Annotated in this window: 12 protein-coding genes and 1 pseudogene; 3 read left to right on the forward strand and 10 right to left on the reverse strand. The window is 70.0% G+C overall.

Translation table 11 applies throughout. The features are described 5' to 3' along the window. Positions 1–189 precede the first annotated feature (189 nt). Both ntrC and QM699_RS08710 read right to left on the reverse strand, forming a co-directional pair. Positions 190–1,642 (reverse strand): annotated as a pseudogene (gene ntrC / locus QM699_RS08705) (nitrogen regulation protein NR(I)). 4 nt (positions 1,643–1,646) lie between these two features. Further along, the gene (locus tag QM699_RS08710; protein WP_415010760.1) at positions 1,647–2,756 is read right to left on the reverse strand and encodes a two-component system sensor histidine kinase NtrB; all 1,110 of its coding nucleotides are present in this window, start codon (positions 2,754–2,756) and stop codon (positions 1,647–1,649) included. A 279-nt stretch (positions 2,757–3,035) separates the two neighbouring features. Between QM699_RS08710 and QM699_RS08715 the strand changes: the two genes are divergently transcribed. The 3 genes from QM699_RS08715 to QM699_RS08725 are packed head-to-tail and all read left to right on the forward strand — an operon-like array spanning position 3,036 to position 5,178. Then, positions 3,036–4,199 (forward strand): bifunctional 2-C-methyl-D-erythritol 4-phosphate cytidylyltransferase/2-C-methyl-D-erythritol 2,4-cyclodiphosphate synthase, encoded by a 1,164-nt coding sequence (locus tag QM699_RS08715; protein ID WP_415010761.1) that lies wholly within the window; start codon positions 3,036–3,038, stop codon positions 4,197–4,199. 11 nt (positions 4,200–4,210) lie between these two features. Then, entirely contained in the window at positions 4,211–4,702 is a 492-nt protein-coding gene (locus QM699_RS08720; protein ID WP_415010762.1) for a phosphatidylglycerophosphatase A, read from the forward strand. Further along, positions 4,699–5,178: a CinA family protein gene (locus QM699_RS08725; protein WP_415010763.1), complete on the forward strand. Its 480-nt coding sequence runs from the start codon at positions 4,699–4,701 to the stop codon at positions 5,176–5,178. Before QM699_RS08720 ends, QM699_RS08725 begins: the two co-directional genes overlap by 4 nt. 317 nt (positions 5,179–5,495) lie before the next feature. Here QM699_RS08725 and QM699_RS08730 read toward each other — a convergent pair whose 3' ends face one another. The 8 genes from QM699_RS08730 to QM699_RS08765 form a co-directional block, all read right to left on the reverse strand. Continuing rightward, positions 5,496–9,143: a vitamin B12-dependent ribonucleotide reductase gene (locus QM699_RS08730; RefSeq protein ID WP_415010764.1), complete on the reverse strand. Its 3,648-nt coding sequence runs from the start codon at positions 9,141–9,143 to the stop codon at positions 5,496–5,498. Between the two features lie 223 nt (positions 9,144–9,366). Next, a complete protein-coding gene (locus tag QM699_RS08735) occupies positions 9,367–11,502 on the reverse strand; it encodes a hypothetical protein (RefSeq protein ID WP_415010765.1) in 2,136 nt (711 codons plus the stop codon). A 302-nt stretch (positions 11,503–11,804) separates the two neighbouring features. Next, positions 11,805–13,067 (reverse strand): GTPase HflX, encoded by a 1,263-nt coding sequence (hflX, locus tag QM699_RS08740; protein ID WP_415010766.1) that lies wholly within the window; start codon positions 13,065–13,067, stop codon positions 11,805–11,807. A 13-nt stretch (positions 13,068–13,080) separates the two neighbouring features. After that, positions 13,081–13,317, reverse strand: coding sequence for an RNA chaperone Hfq (hfq, locus tag QM699_RS08745; RefSeq protein WP_184148633.1), 237 nt, complete (start codon positions 13,315–13,317; stop codon positions 13,081–13,083). 300 nt (positions 13,318–13,617) lie between these two features. Beyond that, entirely contained in the window at positions 13,618–15,117 is a 1,500-nt protein-coding gene (locus tag QM699_RS08750) for a TrkH family potassium uptake protein (protein WP_415010767.1), read from the reverse strand. Then, complete coding sequence (gene trkA, locus QM699_RS08755; protein ID WP_415010768.1) at positions 15,117–16,499, reverse strand: Trk system potassium transporter TrkA; 1,383 nt, start codon at positions 16,497–16,499, stop codon at positions 15,117–15,119. The genes QM699_RS08750 and trkA overlap by 1 nt, the downstream gene beginning before the upstream one ends. A 166-nt stretch (positions 16,500–16,665) precedes the next feature. After that, positions 16,666–17,727: a patatin-like phospholipase family protein gene (locus tag QM699_RS08760; protein WP_415010769.1), complete on the reverse strand. Its 1,062-nt coding sequence runs from the start codon at positions 17,725–17,727 to the stop codon at positions 16,666–16,668. After that, a complete protein-coding gene (locus tag QM699_RS08765; protein ID WP_415010770.1) occupies positions 17,724–18,509 on the reverse strand; it encodes a 3-hydroxybutyrate dehydrogenase in 786 nt (261 codons plus the stop codon). Before QM699_RS08765 ends, QM699_RS08760 begins: the two co-directional genes overlap by 4 nt. Between the last annotated feature and the right edge of the window lie 10 nt (positions 18,510–18,519).

Below are 18,519 nucleotides of genomic sequence, written 5' to 3' on the forward strand. Positions count from 1 at the left end.
GCGCGGGCTGGTCGTACGCCGGAAACGGCGTCACCGGCAGCCAGGACTCCGGCCCGCCGCGCATCGGCGCATCGCATCCCGCCGCAAATCCGACACCCCCGGCCGCAAGAACACACACTGCGGCAAAGGCTCCAACACGAAGCACCGTACCCATCCCACACGCACAAACTCACACACCCGGAAACCGGGTTACATCATCCGCTTGCCGCGCGTCACCCGGATGTCGAGATCCTTGATTTTCTTACGCAGAGTGTTGCGATTGATGCCCAGCAACTCCGCCGTGCGCACCTGATTGCCCCGCGTCGCCGACAGCGACAGCGCGATGAGCGGCAGCTCCATCTCCTTCAGGATCCGGTCGTAGAGGCCATCGGGCGGCAGGCCGTCGCCATGCAGGTCGAAGTAGCGGCGCAGGTGCGCCTCGATCGCGTGAGCGAGCCGCTGCGGCTGCGCCGCCTGCGGCGTGGCGGCGCTGCTCGGACGGGCGGAGATCTCCTGGCTCACCACCGGGCCCGAGATCACCTCGTCGGGGCAGAGCACGCAGAGCCGGCGCATCAGGTTCTCCAGCTCGCGCACGTTGCCCGACCATTCCTGCTTCTTCAGGATGTCGAGCGCCTCCTTGGAGATGGTCTTGCGCGGCAGGCCCTCGCCCTCGGCCCGGCGCAGGAAGGCGCGCGCCAAATCCGGCACGTCCTCCAGCCGCTCGCGCAGCGGCGGCAGGCGGATCGGCACCACGTTCAGCCGGTAGAACAGAATCTTCGCGGAATCGCCCCTCGTTGATGAGCGTGCGCAGGTCCTGATGCGTTGCCGCGATGATCCGCACGTCGGCGGTCTGCAGCTCGCGGCCACCGACGCGGGTGAACTCGCCCTCCTGCAGCACGCGCAGGAGGCGGGTCTGCGCGTCGAGCGGCATGTCGCCCACCTCGTCGAGGAACAGCGTGCCGCCCTTGGCCTGGTCGAACTTGCCGGCCATCGCCCGGTCGGCGCCGGTGAACGCGCCCTTCTCGTGGCCGAACAGCTCGCTCTCGATCAGGTCGCGCGGAATCGCCGCCATGTTGATCGCCACGAACGGCCCGGCCTTGCGCAGGCCATAGTTGTGCAGCGCGCGCGCCACCAGCTCCTTGCCGGTGCCGCTCTCGCCGGTGATCATCACGCCGAGATCGGTGTTCATCAGCCGGGCGAGGATGCGATAGACCTCCTGCATCGCCGGGCTGCGCCCGATCAGCGGCAGGTTGTCCTCGCGGCCCGGCGCCTCGTCCTCCGGGGCGGGCGCCCGGCGGGTCTTCTGGTTCAGCGCCTTGGAGACCTGACCCAGAACCTCCTTCAGGTCGAACGGCTTCGGCAGGTACTCGTAGGCGCCGACTTCCGCCGCGCGGATCGCGGTCATCACCGTGTTCTGCGCGCTCATCACGATGACCGGCAGGTCCGGCCGGCGCTTCCGGATCGCGGGCAGCAGGTCGAGCGCGTCGCCGTCCGGCATCATCACGTCGGTGACGACGACGTCGCCCTCGCCCTCCTCGATCCAGCGCCAGAGCGTCGTCGCGGTGCCCGTCGCGCGCACCCGGCAGCCGGCGCGGGTCAGCGCCTGCGCCAGAACCGTGCGGATGGTGCGGTCGTCGTCCGCGACGAGGATCGTGCCTTCCATCCTGCTACCCCCTCGGCTCTTCCGCCACATCGCCGCGCCAGACCGGCAGGCGCACGCGAAAGCGCGTCCGCCCGGGCCGGCTGTCGCATTCCACCACGCCGCCGTGGTCGGCGACGAACTTCGACACCAGCGACAGGCCGAGGCCCGTGCCGTTGACCTTCGAGCTGACGAACGGATCGAAGATGTCGCGGATGATGTTCTCGGGGATGCCCGGCCCGTTGTCGCCGATGGTCACGACCAAGGGCAGGCTCTCGCTCTTGTGCCCCGGCCGGGACAGCTTCACCCCCGGCTGGTACGCCGTCGCGATCGAGATCGCCCCGCCGACCCGCGGCACCGCCTCGGCGGCGTTCTTCAGCAGGTTCTGGAACACCTGGAGCAGCTGGTCCGGGTCGCCGGCGGTCGGCGGCAGCGAGGGGTCGAACTCCTCGGTGAACCGCGCGTGCGAGGCAAAGCCCGCCTGCGCGGCCCGGCGCGAGCGGTCGAGCACGTCGTGGATGTTGAGCGGCTGCCGCTGCGCCGGGCGCAGGTCACCGAACTGCTCGACCCGGTCGACGAGCTTGCCGATGCGCGCCGCCTCGGCCTGGATCAGCCCGGTCAGCTCGCGGTCGCCCTCCTCGAGCCCCATCTCGAGCAACTGCGCCGCCCCGGAGATACCGGCGAGCGGGTTGCGGATCTCGTGCGCCAGCATCGCCGCCATGCCCGTGACCGAGCGCGCGGCCGAGCGGTGCCCGAGCGTGCGGTCCATCTTGTCGGCCATGCCCTGCGGATGCATCAGGATCAGGATCTCGCCGTCCTCGTTGAGCGGCGTGGCGTGGACGTTGTGCAGCTGCGAAGGCTGATCCGCCCACCCGACCATGACGTTGTACTGCGCCACCGAGACGCCGTTGCGTCGCGCCTGGCGCACGACGTCGAGCACGGCGCTGTCCTGCCCGAGAAAGCGACCGAGCGGCCGGCCGGCCATCTGCCGCAGCGATGTGGCGCCGAAGCTTTCCGTGGCGGGATTTGCGGTGACGATGCCGTCGCCGCCGTTCACCACCAGCGCCGGATACGGGATCGCCCCCCAGAGCGCTTCAAAACTCGCCGCCCCCGCCTCCATGCCGCTCTCGCCGTCCATCCCGCACCCGAAAACCTGCGTCTGCCGGAATTTGCAGCGACAGCGCCATCCTGCAGCAGGATGAAACACCACCCGCCCATTCCCTGAGCAGTTCCCGCCGCCTGTTTACCGCGGTGCATCAAAGCTGGCAAGGCGCCGTGCCGGGTTTTCACACCGAAGTCGCGCATTTGCCCATTGAAGCGACATTTGCGCCGCAATCGGCGGCCACCGGCCCGGCGTTGTGGCCGGGCGCGCTTTCGACCTATAAGGCGCCGCGGGGAGTAAAGGGATGGGGCGGACGTGAGCACGCGGGCGGCAGGGCTGATCGTGGCGGCGGGCCGCGGCGAGCGGCTGGGCGGGACGGTTCCGAAGCAGTATCTCGCCGTCGGAGGCCAAACCATGCTGCGCAGAAGCGTCGAGGCGCTGCTCGCGGTCGAGGGCCTCGACGCGGTGCTCGTGGTGATCCATCCCGACGACGCCGGGCGCTATGCCGAGGCGCTGACCGGACTGACCAACGCGCGTCTCCTTGCGCCGGTGGCGGGCGGCGCCGACCGCCCCGCCTCGGTCCGCGCCGGGCTCGAGGCGCTGGTCCCCCGGGCGCCGGAAAAGGTGCTGATCCATGACGCGGCGCGGCCGTTCCTGCCCGCGGCCGTGGCAAACGCGGTGCTTGCGGCGCTCGACACCGCCCCCGCCGCCTTCCCCGCCCTGCCGGTCGTCGACGCGCTCTGGCGGGTCGAGGCGGGCGGCGCCGACGCCCCGGTGCCGCGCGACGGGCTCTGGCGGGCACAGACGCCGCAGGGGTTCCACTTCGCGGCGATCCTCGCGGCGCACCGCACCGACACGACGCCGGGAGGGGCGCTCGACGACGTGGCCGTCGCCCGCGCCGCCGGCCTCGCCGCCCGCGTGGTCCCGGGCAGCGAGGCGAATTTCAAGATCACCACGCCCGAGGATCTCGCCCGGGCCGACCGACTGGCGAGGACAGCGATGGATATCCGCACCGGCAACGGCTTCGACGTGCACGCCTTCGGCCCCGGCGACGGCGTGACGCTCTGCGGCGTGCGCCTGCCCTTTGACCGCGGCCTCGTCGGCCACTCCGACGCCGATGTCGGCATGCACGCGCTGACCGACGCGATCCTCGGCGCCCTCGCCGAGGGCGACATCGGCCGCTGGTTCCCGCCGTCTGACCCGCAGTGGAAGGGGGCGGCCTCGGAGATCTTCCTCGCCGCCGCGGTCGCGCGCCTCGCCGAGCGCGGCTTTGTCCTCACCCACGCCGACGTCACGCTGGTGTGCGAGGCGCCGAAGATCGGCCCGCATGCCGCGGCGATGCGCGCGGAGCTTGCCCGCATCTGCGGCGTCGACCCCGGGCGGATCAGCGTCAAGGCGACCACGTCCGAGCGGCTCGGCTTCACCGGCCGCGGCGAGGGCATCGCCGCGCTCGCCACCGCCACCCTCGTGCAATCCTGAAAGGCGATCCCATGCGACGCATCGTCGGCAGCTTCGGCGGAATCGGCTTCGCCCCGGTCGCGGCCGGCACCTGGGGCTCGCTCGCGGCGCTCGGCCTCGGCTACCTGCTGCACCGGGCGGGCGGCTTCCCGCTGCTCGGCCTCGCCACCCTCGCGGCGCTCGCGGCCGGCCTCTGGGCGGCGCGGCGCGAGGCCGATACCCTTGGCAAGTTCGATCCCTCCTGGATCGTCATCGACGAGGTGGTCGGCATGTGGATCGCGCTCTTCCCGCTGTCGCTCGGCCTCTGGCTGCACGACGCGCCGCCGGCGCTGTTTCCCTGGCCGGGCTGGGTCTCGGCCTTCCTGATCTTCCGCCTGCTGGATATCTGGAAGCCCGGACCCGTCGGCTGGGCCGACCGCCGGCACGGCGCGACGGGCGTGATGCTCGACGATGTGATCGCCGGCGTGCTGACGGCCCTTGCGGTCACGGCGATGGCGGCGATCGCCCACGGGTGGCTGGCATGATCGCCGAGGCCCGCGCCCGGGCGCTGCTCGGCGCCGCCCGTGCCCGCGGCTGGACGGTCGCCACCGCCGAGAGCTGCACCGGCGGGCTGGTCGCGGCGGCCATCACCGACATCCCCGGCTCGTCCGATGTCTTCGACCGCGGCTTCGTGACCTACTCCTACCCCGCCAAGGTCGCGATGCTCGGCGTGCCGCAGGCGATGCTCGCGGCGCACGGCGCGGTCTCCGAGCCGGTGGCCCGCGCCATGGCCGAAGGCGCGCTGGCCGCCTCGGACGCCGACATCGCCGTGGCGATCACCGGCGTCGCCGGCCCCGGCGCCTCGGACTCAAAGCCCGAGGGACTGGTCTGGTTCGCCGTCGCCACCCGCAACGCGACCCGCGCCGAGCGCCGCGACTTCGGCGCCCTCGGCCGCGCCGCGGTCCGCGCCCGGAGCGTCGAGACCGCCCTCGACCTCGCGACCCTCGCCATCGCCACCTGACCGCGCCACCCCAAGGTATTCATATAGGCAGAAACCCTATCGGGCAGTCGCAGGGGCCCCGCCAACAGGCGGGGAGGGAAAGACTCGCCGCGCAACAGCGCGGCTCCTGAGTGACGGGCCGCAACGGCGGCCTGTCACGTAGCGCCGGCCGAGCGGGAGCCCCAAAGGCTCCCCGAGGCCGGCGCTCCCCCTCGTCCGGGCAAACGCAAAAACGCCGGGAGGGGGCCAGTGGCCCCCTCCCGCTTCCTTCTGCGGGCCTTTGTCAGTCTGGTCCTGCTCGACCGGTTCTGCCGCAGCCCCCCAAGTTCCGTTCCCCCTCAGCTGCAGCCGCTGGTGCCGCCGCAGGTGTTGCACTTCAGGCAGGTGCCGTTCCGCACCAGCGTGAAGTTGCCGCATTCGCCGCACGGATCGCCCTCGTAGCCCTGCATCCGCGCCTTGGCGCGCATGTCGAGCGCGACCGTCCCCACGGCCGTCTCCAGGCTGTCGCGCACCGCGAGGCCGGACAGCGGCCCGAGCTCCAGCGTGCCCGACACCGAGGCGCCGCCCTGCAGCACCATCAGCTCCTGCGGCAGACGCTTGCGCAGGTAGCCGGTGGACGAGATCTGCTTGATGACGGCGATGGAGCTCTGCGCCACCTCGCTCTCGACCCGGCGGACGTTACCCTCGCGCTCGCCGCCGCCGACCGTGTCGAAGCTCTCGCCCTTCGGCTGGACGTGGGCGAGGTCGGTGCGGTCGAGATAGCTGACCGCCAGTTCGCGGAAGATGTAGTCGAGGATCGAGGTCGCGCTCTTGATCGAGTCGTTGCCCTGCACCATCCCCGCCGGCTCGAAGCGGGTGAAGGTGAACGCCTCGACGAATTCCTCAAGCGGAACACCGTACTGCAGGCCGACGCTCACCGCGATCGCGAAGTTGTTCATCATCGCCCGGAAGGCCGCGCCCTCCTTGTGCATGTCGATGAAGATTTCGCCCAGCGAGCCGTCCTGATACTCGCCGGTGCGCAGGTACACCTTGTGCCCGCCGACGATGGCCTTCTGGGTGTAGCCCTTGCGCCGCTCCGGCAGGCGCTGGCGGTTGGCCTTCTCGATCTCCTTGTAGATGATCTTCTCGACGATCTTCTCGGCCAGCACCGTCACCCGCTCGGCGACCGGCGCCTCCGTCAGCACCTCCTCCAGATCCTCGTCGTCCTCGATCAGCGAGGCCGAGAGCGGCTGGCTGAGCTTCGAGCCGTCGCGGTAGAGCGCATTCGCCTTCACGCCGAGCGACCACGACAGCTCGTAGGCCGCCTGGCAATCGCCGATGGTCGCCTCGTTCGGCATGTTGATGGTCTTGGAGATCGCGCCGGAGATGAAGCTCTGCGCCGCGGCCATCATGCGGATGTGGCTCTCGACCGAAAGATACCGCGTGCCGATCTTGCCGCAGGCGTTGGCGCAATCGAAGACGGCATAATCCTCAGGGCGCAGGTGCGGCGCGCCTTCCAGCGTCATGGTGCCGCAGACGTGCGCGTTCGCCGCGTCGACCTGTGCCTTGCTGAACCCGAGGTGGCGCAGCAGGTCGAACGCCGGATCGCGCAGCTTCTCCGCCGGGATGCCGAGGATGCCGGTGCAGAACTCCTCGCCCAGCGTCCACTGGTTGAAGACGAAGCGGACATCGAAGGCCGTGGGCAGCGCCGCCTCGATCTTCTCGATCTCGGCCCGGCCGAAGCCGTGGCCGATCAGCGCCGTGGCGTTGATCTCCGGTGCGCCTTCCAGCGAGCCGCGGCCGACGGCATAGCCGATGATGTCCTCGATCTCCGCCGGCTTGTACCCGAGGTTCACCAGCGCACCGGGGACGGCGCGGTTGATGATCTTGAAGTAGCCGCCGCCCGCGAGCTTCTTGAACTTCACCAGCGCGAAATCGGGCTCGATGCCGGTGGTGTCGCAGTCCATCACCAGGCCGATCGTGCCGGTCGGCGCGATCACCGTCGTCTGCGCGTTGCGGAAGCCGTGCTTCTCGCCCAGCTCCAGCGCCTGATCCCACACCGCATGCGCAAGGTTGACGAGCGCGCGGTCCGGGCAGTTCGCGTGGTCGAGCGCGACCGGCGGCACCGCCAGCCCCTCGTAGTCGACCATCAGCCCCTGCGCCGCCCGGCGGTGGTTGCGGATGACGCGCAGCATGTGGCCGGCGTTCTTCGCATACCCCGGGAACGCACCCAGCTCGCCCGCCATCTCGGCCGACGTGGCGTAGGAGGCCCCGGTCATGATCGCGGAGAGCGCGCCGCAGAGCGCCCGGCCCTCGGCCGAGTCATAGCCGTGGCCCATGGTCATCAGCAGGCCGCCGATGTTGGCATAGCCGAGGCCGAGCGTGCGGAAGCGGTAGCTGAGTTCGGCGATCCGCTCGCTCGGGAACTGCGCCATCAGCACCGAGATTTCCAGCGTCACGGTCCAGAGCCGGGTGGCGTGGACATAGGCGCGGGCGTCGAACTTGCCGTTCTTCAGGAACGTGAGCAGGTTCATCGACGCGAGGTTGCAGGCGGTGTCGTCGAGGAACATGTACTCCGAGCACGGGTTCGACGCGCGGATCGCCCCGTCCTCCGGGCAGGTGTGCCAGGCGTTGATGGTGTCGTGGAACTGCACGCCCGGATCGGCGCAGGCCCAGGCGGCATGCCCGACCTTCTCCCACAGGTCGCGCGCCTTCACCGTCTTCGCCGGCTTGCCGTCGATGCGCCGGGTCAGCGTCCAGTCGGCATCGTCGCGCACCGCCTGCAGGAAGGCGTCGGTCACGCGCACCGAGTTGTTGGAGTTCTGCCCCGAGACGGTCAGATACGCCTCCGAGTCCCAGTCGGTGTCATAGGTGCGGAAATCGACCTCGGTCGCGCCCTGCTCGGCCTGCTGCAGCACGCGCTTCACATAGGCCTCGGGGACGTGGCTCTTCTTCGCCGCGCGGATCGCGGCCTTGAGCGAGGGATTTGCCTTGGGGTCGAAGGCGTCCGCCTCGGCACCGTCCCACGCCCGGATCGCCTCGAGGATCGCCGAGAGCTTCTCGCGATGGATCTTCGAGCCCGCGACCAGCGCCGCGACCTTCTGCTCCTCGATCACCTTCCAGGTGATGAAGTTCTCGATGTCCGGGTGATCCATGTCGCAGATCACCATCTTCGCCGCGCGGCGCGTGGTGCCGCCCGACTTGATCGCGCCCGCCGCCCGGTCGCCGATCTTGAGGAAGGACATGAGGCCGGAGGACTTGCCGCCGCCGGCCAGCCGCTCGTTCTCGGCGCGCAGCGAGGAGAAGTTCGTCCCCGTGCCCGAGCCGTACTTGAACAGCCGCGCCTCGCGGGTCCACAGGTCCATGATGCCGCCCTCGTTCACGAGGTCGTCCTGCACCGACTGGATGAAGCAGGCGTGCGGCTGCGGATGCTCGTAGGCGCTGGTCGAGCGGGTCAGCTCGCCGGACTGGAAGTCGACGTAGTAGTGCCCCTGCCCCGGGCCGTCGATGCCATAGGCCCAGTGCAGCCCGGTGTTGAACCACTGCGGGCTGTTCGGCGCGCCCATCTGGGTCGCCAGCATGAAGCGCATCTCGTCGTAGTAGGCGCGCGCATCGGCCTCGGACGAGAAGTAGCTGCCCTTCCAGCCCCAGTAGGTCCACGCCCCGGCGAGCCGGTCGAACACCTGCCGCGCGGTGGTCTCGCCGACGAAGCGCTCCGCCTCCGGCAGGGCCGCGAGCGCCGCCTCGTCGGGCACGGAGCGCCACAGGAACTCCGGCACGCCCTTTTCCTTGACCCGGCGCAGCGCGGCCGGGACGCCGGCCTTGCGGAAGTACTTCTGCGCAAGCACGTCGGACGCCACCTGGCTCCAGCTTTCCGGCACCTCGAGGTTGTCCAGGCGGAACACGATCGAGCCGTCGGGATTGCGGATTTCCGAGCTGGTGCTGCGGAAGGCAAGCGCCCCGTAGGCGCAGGTTTCCTCGGTGGTGAAGCGGCGTTCGATCTTCATGGTCTTTTTTCCCTGGCTCGTTCGGCTGCTCGCGCCTATCGGCGAAGACACCAGAATCTTGTGGCATCCTCACCCGTGAGCCCAACGGACGGGAAACTCGCCCGAGTCGCAACAGATTTATGTCGCTTCGGCGCTAGATATTGTGGTTGACAGACTTATCCACCGCTAGTGGATGTTAACCGATCGGTAAGGTTTGATTCAGGGTCGACCCAACCGGGGGGCGTCACACCAGAAAATCCCCTGCCCCCAGGTCGGTCAGGGCGTGGCCGGCCAGCACCACCCGCATCCCCTGCCCCAGCGCGAACACCACGTCGCTGCCGTCCTCCACGCCGCGCGCCAGTACCTCGGCGCCGCTGCCGAAGTCGAAGGCCGTGACGTCGAGCCGGTCGCCAGTGGCGAAGTCGAGCACGGTGTCCGTGCCGGCGCCGGGCCGGAACTGGAAGACATCGCCGCCGCCGCCGCCGGTCAGCCGGTCGTTGCCGCCGTCGCCCGACAGCGTGTCCCGCCCGAGGCCGCCCGACAGCACGTCGAGGCCGAGGCCGCCCGCGAGCGCGTCGCTTCCCGCCTCGCCGATCAGCTGGTCGGCGCCCGTCCCGCCGCCAAGCGTATCCGCGTCGAGGCCGCCCTTCAGCGTATCCGCCCCGTCGCCGCCGGCCAGCACGTCGGCTCCGGTCCACCCGAGCAGGCTGTCGTTGCCAGACCCGCCGAGAAGCCGGTCGTTGCCGGTGCCGCCGGACAGGTAGTCGTCGCCCGCGCCGCCGACCAGCGCGTCGGCGCCGGCACCGCCGAACAGCCGGTCGTTGCCGCCATAGCCGAGGATCGTGTCGTTGCCCGACAGGCCCGACAGCACGTCGGCGCCCGCCGTGCCCTCCAGCCGCTCGGCGCCGTCGAGGCCGTGGCCGTAGATGACGTAGGTCTGGCCGGAAAACAATTCGCCCCGCGTCGTCGCCAGCCACGACCCGACCAGCAGGTCGTCGAAGCCGTCACCGTTGATGTCCCCCGCCCAGCCGGTGCCGAAGCCGGTCGCGTCGCCGGGCGCGAGGCCCGCGAGGCTGAACCCCGCGCTGTCGTCGAGCGCCGCGAGGTCGATGCTGGCCGGAAAGCCGCCGCTCCTGCCGAAGACCACATAGGCCGCGCCGGTGCGTGCGGTGTCGCCGAACGCGCCGACGATCAGGTCGTCGAGCCCGTCGCGGTTGAAGTCGCCGCCGCCGTCGACCGACCAGCCGCTGCGGTCGTCGGCCTCGACCCCGCCGATGCGAAATCCGTTCGTGCCGTCGAGCGCCCCGAGGTTCAGGATCGGGGCGAATCCCGCCTTGCTGCCGAACACCACATAGCTGGCGCCGGCCTGCGCGCGGCCGTCCGGGTCGGCGTTCCACGCACCGATCACCAGGTCGTCGATGCCGTCGCCGTTGACGTCGCCCGCGCCGGCAACCGACCGGCCGCTCTGGTCGCGCGCCTCCGCCCCCTGGATGCGGAAGCCGTTCGTGCCGTCGAGCGACGAGAGGCCCATGTCCGCGTCGAAGCCCGCACGGCTGCCAAAGACGACGTAGGTCTCGCCCGCGTTGAACCGCCCGCCCGAGTCCGCCTCCGAGGCGCCGATGACGAGATCGTCGAGCCCGTCGCCGTTGAGGTCGCCCGCACCGTCCACCGACCAGGCGCTGCGATCCTCCGGCGCGATGCCGCGCAACCGGAAGCCGTTGGCGCCGTCGAGATCCGACAGCTCCAGCTCTGCCGGAAACCCGGCGCTGGTGCCGAACACCACGTAGGTCTCGCCGGTCCAGCCGTAGGGGCGGAACGCACCCATGACGATGTCGTTGAAACCGTCGCCGTTGACATCGCCCGCGCCCGCCACCGTCCAGCCCACGTCATCCTTCACCCGGATGCCGTTCATGCGAAAGCCGTCGGTGCCGTCGAGGTCGCCGAGCGAGAGGCTGGCGTCGAACCCATCGCGCGACCCGAACACGACATAGGTCTGCCCCGCCCGGTCCTTGCCGTGCACGTCCGTCGTGTCGGCCCCGATCAGCAGGTCGTCGATCCCGTCGCCATTGAAGTCGCCGACGCCGTCCACCGACACGCCGCTGGAACTGTCGGGGATCTCTCCGTGCAGCGCGAAGCCGTTCGTCCCGTCGAGCGTCGTCAGGTCGAAGCTGGCGCCAAAGCCCGCCGTCGTGCCAAAGATGACGTACGTGGCCCCGCGACGCGCATCGACGCCGAAACCCGCCACCATGAAGTCGTCGAGGCCATCGCCGTTGACATCACCCGCGCCCGCCACCGCAAAGCCGGTCTGGTCCCAATTGTCGATGCCGTCGATGGTGAACCCATCCGTTCCATCCAATGCATCAAGGTCGATCGCCGCCACGATATACCCCCCAAATTCTTAGTACCTCCGAAGTTGTATTCGGAGGCCATATTGCTCAATTGGTCGGACGTCCCTGATTCAATATTTGCCAGTGGCCTCACGTTGTCAACGCGGCACTGAAGCTGTCGGCCGGAGATTGTAGACGGTGGCATCCGGCAAATTCGTCCGGGATGGGTCCAGCGATCACGGCCAAAATGGCGGGCTGCCGCAGAGCGACGACCAGACGGATGTGGAAATATACCGGATTCAAGCCCCTGTCAGACGGTCTTTGCACGAGATCGCTCGACCTCGCGCCGCGCGCCTCAGTCCGACGCCTTCTCTCCGAGCGCCAGCCAGCGGCTGCGGTCGCGGTCCGTCCAGCGCACGTCGAGGTCATAGCCGTCGTCGGTCGCGTGCTCCGCCCGAACCACCTTGTGATCGAACAGCCAGGCCCGCCGCCGGCCGTCGCCGTAGACCACATGCACCGTCTCCTCGGTGGTCGGCTCGGCCAGATCGTCGGCGACCGCGCGCATCAGTGCGAGCGTGCCCTCGCCGGTCAGAGCCGAGATCACCCGCACCTCCGGGCTGCGTGCCGCCACGGCGCGCGCGGTCTCGGCGCTCTCCGGGTCCAGCAGGTCGACCTTGTTCCAGACCTCGACCACGGGCGCCTCGGCCCCGACGCCGAGATCGGCCAGCGTGGCGCGCACGCTCTCGGCCTGCACCTCGGTCTCCGGGTGGGCGATGTCGCGCACGTGCAGGATCAGGTCGGCCTCGAGCACCTCCTCGAGCGTCGCGCGAAACGCCGCGACCAGCTGCGTCGGCAGGTCGGAGATGAACCCGACGGTATCCGACAGGATCGCCCGGCGACCGTCGGGCAGCGCGATCGCGCGCATCGTCGGGTCGAGCGTGGCGAACAGCATGTCCTTGGCCAGCACGCCCGAGCCGGTCAGCCGGTTGAACAGCGTCGACTTGCCGGCGTTGGTATAGCCGACCAGCGCCACCACCGGATAGGGCACCCGCTGCCGCGCGCGGCGATGCTCGCCCCGGGTCCGCACCACGCGCTTGAGTTGTTCCTTGATCCGCTGGATCCGCTCGTCGAGCGCCCGCCGGTCGGCCTCGATCTGGGTCTCGCCCGGACCGCCGAGAAAGCCGAAGCCGCCCCGCTGCCGCTCGAGGTGGGTCCACGACCGCACCAGCCGCGACTTCTGATAGCTGAGATGCGCCAGCTCGACCTGCAGCACGCCCTCGCGGGTCTGCGCGCGGTCGCCGAAGATTTCGAGGATCAGGCCGGTACGGTCGAGCAGCTTGACCTTCCAGACCCTCTCGAGGTTGCGCTGCTGCACCGGCGACAGCGCCCCGTCGACGATGACGAGCCCGGCCTCCAGCTCGGCGATCCGCGCACCCAGTTCCTCGACCTTGCCCTTGCCGAACAGCATGCCGGCCCGCGCCTTGGCGAGCGGCACCACATCGGCGCCCACCACATCGAGGTCCAGCGCGCGCGCAAGGCTCACCGCCTCGCCGAGGGCATCCTGCGGCGAGCGGTGTCCATCCCGGGATCTGACGGGATGCAGGACCAGCGCCCGCATCCGCCCCTCATCGTCAGTGATCTTCGGCCTCGTAGAGTGTGATCGGCTGCGACGGCATCACCGTCGAGATCGCGTGCTTGTAGACGAGCTGCGACTGGCCGTCGCGGCGGAGCAGCACGCAGAAATTGTCGAACCAGGTGATGACTCCCTGCAGCTTGACGCCGTTCATCAGGAAGATCGTGACCGGAACCTTGGACTTCCGGACGTTGTTGAGGAACGCATCCTGCAAGTTCTGTTTTTCGGCAGCCATTTTTTCTCCGCCTTAAGTTGTATGGCGACGCGCCGATTCGACGCGCCTCTGTTCTCGTTGCGCCCCACTATGTGGGCCGGACCGGCGCAATTCCAGCCCGGGGAGCGCAAATATCCGGAAGGGTGGCCGGGCGTTGCGGAAAGGCCGCACCTGCAGAATACGCGCGCCACAGTCCGCGACCGCGCCCGGAAGCCCTGTTATTCTGTAACGTCTTCGCACGATGGGCAGGCTGACCCGGCGCGCAGGCGGGCCGGGTCGTCCGCGACAGGCTCCATACTCCGGCCGGATCGGCCGAGGCCGTCAGCCGCGCCAGCGCAGAAGGCTGACGAGCGCCACGACCACCAGCGTTTCCATGCGGCCGACGATCATCGCGAGCGACAGCACGCCCAGCGCCGGCGCCGGCAGCGCGGCATAGCTCGCGCCGCCGTCCAGCACGTGTATCGCCTGGCCACAGGTCGTGAGGGCGGCGACGGCGATCGCGAGGCTCTGGTTGAAGCTCATGCCGGTCGCCGCCAGCGCCATCATGGTCAGCGACAGCGCGATCAGGAACAGCATCAGGAAGATGAAGGCGATCCGCGCCCCGCGCCGCGAGATGAGCTTGTCGCCGCGCCCGCGCCGGCCCACGCCCGAGGGATGGATCAGCCGGTCCATCTCGCGCAGACCCAGCCGGTAGAGCGCATAGACCCGCAGCAGCTTCACGCCGCCCGCCGTGGTGGCGACCCCGCCGCCGATCACCGCAACGGCGAGCAGCAGCGGCCCGGGGCTCGGCAGGTCGGACCAGAGCTGCAGGGTGCGCCAGTCGTGGCTCTCGAACCCGGTGGTGGTGAGAAACGACAATACGGTAAAGAGCCCGCCCCAGATCGCCCGCCCGGCGGTGGCCAGATCGTCCGACCGCTCGATCGCCGCCGCGCCGACGAAGGCGCGCAGGAACAGCACCAGCGTCACCGCCAGCACGGAGATCAGCATGAGCTGCACCTCGGGATCGCTCCGCCCGGGCAGCGGCCGGCCGGCCAGCGCCCCCAGCACGCGGTGCGACACCGCCGGCAGCAGGAAGATCGCGATGGCGAGCTCGCCCGGCATCCCGGATCGCCCTCCCGCCAGCCCGCCGACCGGCGAGATGCCACTGGTCGAGAGGGTCGACATCGCGTGACAGACCGCCACGAACGGCCGGTCGCCCGCAACGATCAGGATGAGCGCCAGCAGCCCGGTCAGGCCGACGTAGAGCGGCGCGACCAGGCGGAACACCCGCACGATCCGCGCCCGCGCCTCGTCGATCGTGCCGCTGCGCTGCCGCTCGCGCCGGGCGCTTTCCTCGGCGATCTCGAACCCGCCGAGGTTCAGCGGCTCGAGGATGCCCCAGGCCAGCACCAGCACCATGCCGCCGCCGAGCCAGCCGACGATGGCGCGCCACAGGTGCAGCGGCTCGGCCAGGCTCGCCGGCCGGTCGAACAGCGTCGCCCCGGTCGTGGTGAGGCAGGACAGCATCTCGAAGTACGCCCGGCCGAACCCGAGCCCCGGCACCGACGCCGCGAACGGCGCGGCGAGCAGTGCCGGCAGGATCAGGTAGGCGAGCAGGATGGCGAGCAGCAACGCACGCGCCGGCACGCGCGGCGGTGGTCGCCCCGTGGCCGCGAGCCCGACCAGCGCGGCGACGAGCGCGAACAGCACGGCGTGGTCGAGAAATGCCCGCGCCACGTCCCAGTCGCGCAGCCGGGCCGCATGCAGGGCCGGCGCCAGCATCGCGGCCGCCGCGACGAGCACCAGGACGACCAGCGCCGGGAACTGGCGGATCAGCCGCATCAGAAGAAGTCGAGACCGACCTGGAACAGCCGCTCCACCTCGGCGACCGCCTCGCGCACGGCAAAGATCGTCAGCACGTCGCCCTCGGCGAGCCGGGTGTCGCCCCGCGGCACGATCAGCTGGTCGCCCTTGCGAATCAGGCCGATGATCGCCGCCTCCGGCATCTCGCTGTCGCGCACCGTGCGGCCGGCGAGCGCGGAGGTGCCGAGCACCTGCGCCTCCATCACCTCGGCCTCGCCGTCGCCGATCGAGTAGACCGCCCGGATCCGCCCGTGTCGGACGTAGCGCAGGATCGACGATACCGTGGTCGACCGCGGATTGACGTAGGCGTCGATCCCCATCGGCGCGATCAGGCTGATGAGCGACGGGTCGTTGACCAGCGCCACCACCAGCTTCGCCCCCTCGGTCTTGGCCCGGACGCAGGCGAGGATGTTGGTCTTGTCGTCGTCGGTCAGCGCCAGCACCGCATCCATCGCGGTGATGTTCGCCTCTTCGAGCAGGTCGACGTCGAGCCCGTCGCCGTTCAGCACCACCGTGCGGCGCAGCGCATCGGCCGCCACCTCCGCGCGCGCGCGGCTGCGCTCCACGAGCTTCAGGCGGATCCGCCGGCTGTCGGCCTCCAGCGTCTGGGCGACGTGCAGGCCGATGTTGCCGGCGCCGATGATGAGCACCCGCTGCACCTCGCGGTGCGGCTTGCCGAACACCTCCATCAGGCGGGCCATGTCCTCGGTCGCGGTGATGAGGTAGACCTGATCCTCGGCATAGAGCTGGTCCCCCGGCTCCGGCACGAACAGGCGCTCGCCCCGCCGCACCCCGACGACCACCGCCCGCAGCGTCGAGAACAGCTCGGAGAGCTGGCGCAGCGGGGTGCGCAGCACGGCGCAGGCGCTGTCGAGGGTGATGCCGACGAGCTGCGCCCGGTTGTCGAGAAAGCCCTCGATATCGAAGGCGGCGGGCGCGGCGAGGCGCTGCATCACCGCGTCGGCGACGGCGTACTCGGGCGAGATAACCACGTCGATCGGCAGGTGGTCCTGCCGGTAGAGGTCGGAATAGAGCGCATTGAGATAGGCCGGCGCCCGGAGCCGGGCGATCTTGCGGGGCACCGAGAAGATCGAGTTCGCCACCTGGCAGACCACCATGTTGACCTCATCGGACTGGGTGGCGGCGATGATCATGTCGGCGTCCCGTGCGCCGGCCTTCTCGAGCACGTCCGGGTGCGAGGCGAAGCCGGCGATGCCGCTGACGTCGTAGGCATCGGTCAGGCGCCGGACCAGGCCCGCGTCCTTGTCGATCACCGTCACCTGGTTGGCGATCTCCTCTCGGGCGAGATGGCGCGCGATCTGGCCACCGACCTGCCCGGCGCCGCAGATGATGATCTTCATGGCGACGCTCCCCCCGGGGCGGATCTATAGCGGCGGCGCCGGGGCCGTACAATCGGGCAACCGCAGGCCCGCATCGCGCCCGACAACGGGCCGTCGCCTCCGGCGCGCGGGCGCGGGCGAGAGGCCCCTCGCGGCCCCGCGAGCGATGCCCCCGCCGGGGATCCTCTCAGACGAGGGAGCCCGCCGAGCTGACCACCGCCTTCAGGTCCACCGAGGACCGCTGGCCGATCTTGTCGCGGTGCTCGTCGAGAAACGTCGACATCGCCACCCGGCCGGCATCGCGCAGCTGCAGCAGCAGCGTGCGGCTGATCGTCATCTTGGTGACGATGCCGAGCATGTTCATCAGCCGGTCGTCGCTGACCGAATGCACGTGGTTGCGCCGCATCGCCTCTGGGGCGATGACGCCACGGTCGATCAGGCGGTTGACGAACTCGATGTTGCGCAGCTCGCGCAGCAGCGAGGCGTTGAAACTGATCTCGTTGATCCGCGTGGCGATCTCCGACGCCGTGGTCGGCAGGTCGTCGCGGTAGAGCGGATTGATGTGGACGATGAGGATGTCCGTCGCCCGGGTCCGGTAGAACAGCGGATAGAGCGCCGGGTTGCCGGTATAGCCGCCGTCCCAGTACGCTTCCCGGCGGCCGGTCCTGGGGTCGTCGATCTCGATCGCCTGATAGAGCGACGGCAGGCAGGCGGAGGCGAGGATGGCGTCGGCGGTCACCTCGGCCCCCTGGAAGATCCGCGGCTTGCCGTCACGGACGTTGGTCGCGTTGATGAAGAGCTTCGGCCCGTCGTGCGAGCGCACGGTGTCGCCGTCGAGCATCTCCTCGACGATGCCGCGCAGCGGGTGGAAGTTCGTCGGGTTGAACTGGTAGGGCGAGAACACCCGGGTGATGGCGTCGGCGGTGGCGACCGCCGGGTTGAGCTCCAGCATCCGCGCGGTGAAGGCCGGCGGCGGCGAGACCGTGCGCAGCCAGTCGATCACCGCGTCCCCGAGCGGCCCGTCGAGGCCGGCGAGGCGCAGCCAGAACGTCTCGAGCCACTCGCGCGCGCCCTCGCGGCCGCCGAGCACCCAGCCGCGCTTCAGCGCCGCGGCGTTCATCGCCCCGGCCGAGGTGGCGGTGATGCCGTCGATCGCGATCGAGTCGTCCTCGAGCAGGCGGTCGAGCGCGCCCCAGGTGAAGGCGCCGTGTGCGCCGCCGCCCTGAAGCGCGAGGTTGACCGTGGTCAAAGCGCCGTCCAGCCGCCATCGACCGACAGCGTGGTGCCCGTCACCTGCTCCGCCGCCGCCGAGCAGAGGAAGACGACGCACCCGCCGATCTGCTCGACGGTCGCGAACTGCTTCGAGGGCTGGCGGTCGAGCAGGACGTTGCGGATCACGTCCTCGCGGCTCATGTTGTACTGCTTCATCGTGTCGGGGATCTGCGCCTCGACCAAGGGCGTCAGCACGTAGCCCGGGCAGATGGCGTTGGCGGTGATCGCCTCCTCCGCCGTCTCGAGCGCCGTGACCTTGGTAAAGCCGACGATGCCGTGCTTGGCCGAGACATACGCCGACTTGAACGGCGAGGCGGTGAGGCCGTGGGCCGAGGCGATGTTGACGACCCGGCCCCAGCCGCCCTTGCGCATGATCGGCAGAGCGGCGGCCGTGGTGTGGAAGGCCGAGGTGAGGTTGATGGCGATGATCCGGTCCCACTGCGCCACCGGAAAGTCGGGGATCGGCGCGACGTGCTGGATGCCGGCGTTGTTCACCAGGATGTCGACCCGGCCGAGCTTTTCCGCGGCCTGGGTGACGAGGGCGCGGCATTCGTCGCCGACGCTCATGTCGGCCTTGATGTAGATCGCCTTGACGCCGTGCTCGGCGGCCAGCTTCTCCGCCAGCGCGTGGTCCTCGTCGCGGTCGGTGAAGGAGTTCAGCACGACGCTCGCGCCGTTCTTCGCGAGTTCGGTGGCGATGCCGAGGCCGATGCCCGAATTCGAGCCGGTGACGACAGCGATCTTTCCAGAAACGGGCATGGACTAGCTC

Source organism: Amaricoccus sp., from assembly GCF_047602525.1.
In the GTDB taxonomy this organism is placed as follows: domain Bacteria; phylum Pseudomonadota; class Alphaproteobacteria; order Rhodobacterales; family Rhodobacteraceae; genus Amaricoccus.

What these genes read in the sequence shown, in the direction of transcription:
- QM699_RS08710 (WP_415010760.1), bottom strand. Translation starts at nt 2,756, where the DNA reads ATGGACGGCGAGAGCGGCATGGAGGCGGGGGCGGCGAGTTTTGAAGCG.
- QM699_RS08720 (WP_415010762.1), top strand. Translation starts at nt 4,211, where the DNA reads ATGCGACGCATCGTCGGCAGCTTCGGCGGAATCGGCTTCGCCCCGGTC.
- QM699_RS08725 (WP_415010763.1), top strand. Translation starts at nt 4,699, where the DNA reads ATGATCGCCGAGGCCCGCGCCCGGGCGCTGCTCGGCGCCGCCCGTGCC.
- QM699_RS08730 (WP_415010764.1), bottom strand. Translation starts at nt 9,143, where the DNA reads ATGAAGATCGAACGCCGCTTCACCACCGAGGAAACCTGCGCCTACGGG.
- hflX (WP_415010766.1), bottom strand. Translation starts at nt 13,067, where the DNA reads ATGCGGGCGCTGGTCCTGCATCCCGTCAGATCCCGGGATGGACACCGC.
- hfq (WP_184148633.1), bottom strand. Translation starts at nt 13,317, where the DNA reads ATGGCTGCCGAAAAACAGAACTTGCAGGATGCGTTCCTCAACAACGTC.
- QM699_RS08750 (WP_415010767.1), bottom strand. Translation starts at nt 15,117, where the DNA reads ATGCGGCTGATCCGCCAGTTCCCGGCGCTGGTCGTCCTGGTGCTCGTC.
- trkA (WP_415010768.1), bottom strand. Translation starts at nt 16,499, where the DNA reads ATGAAGATCATCATCTGCGGCGCCGGGCAGGTCGGTGGCCAGATCGCG.
- QM699_RS08765 (WP_415010770.1), bottom strand. Translation starts at nt 18,509, where the DNA reads ATGCCCGTTTCTGGAAAGATCGCTGTCGTCACCGGCTCGAATTCGGGC.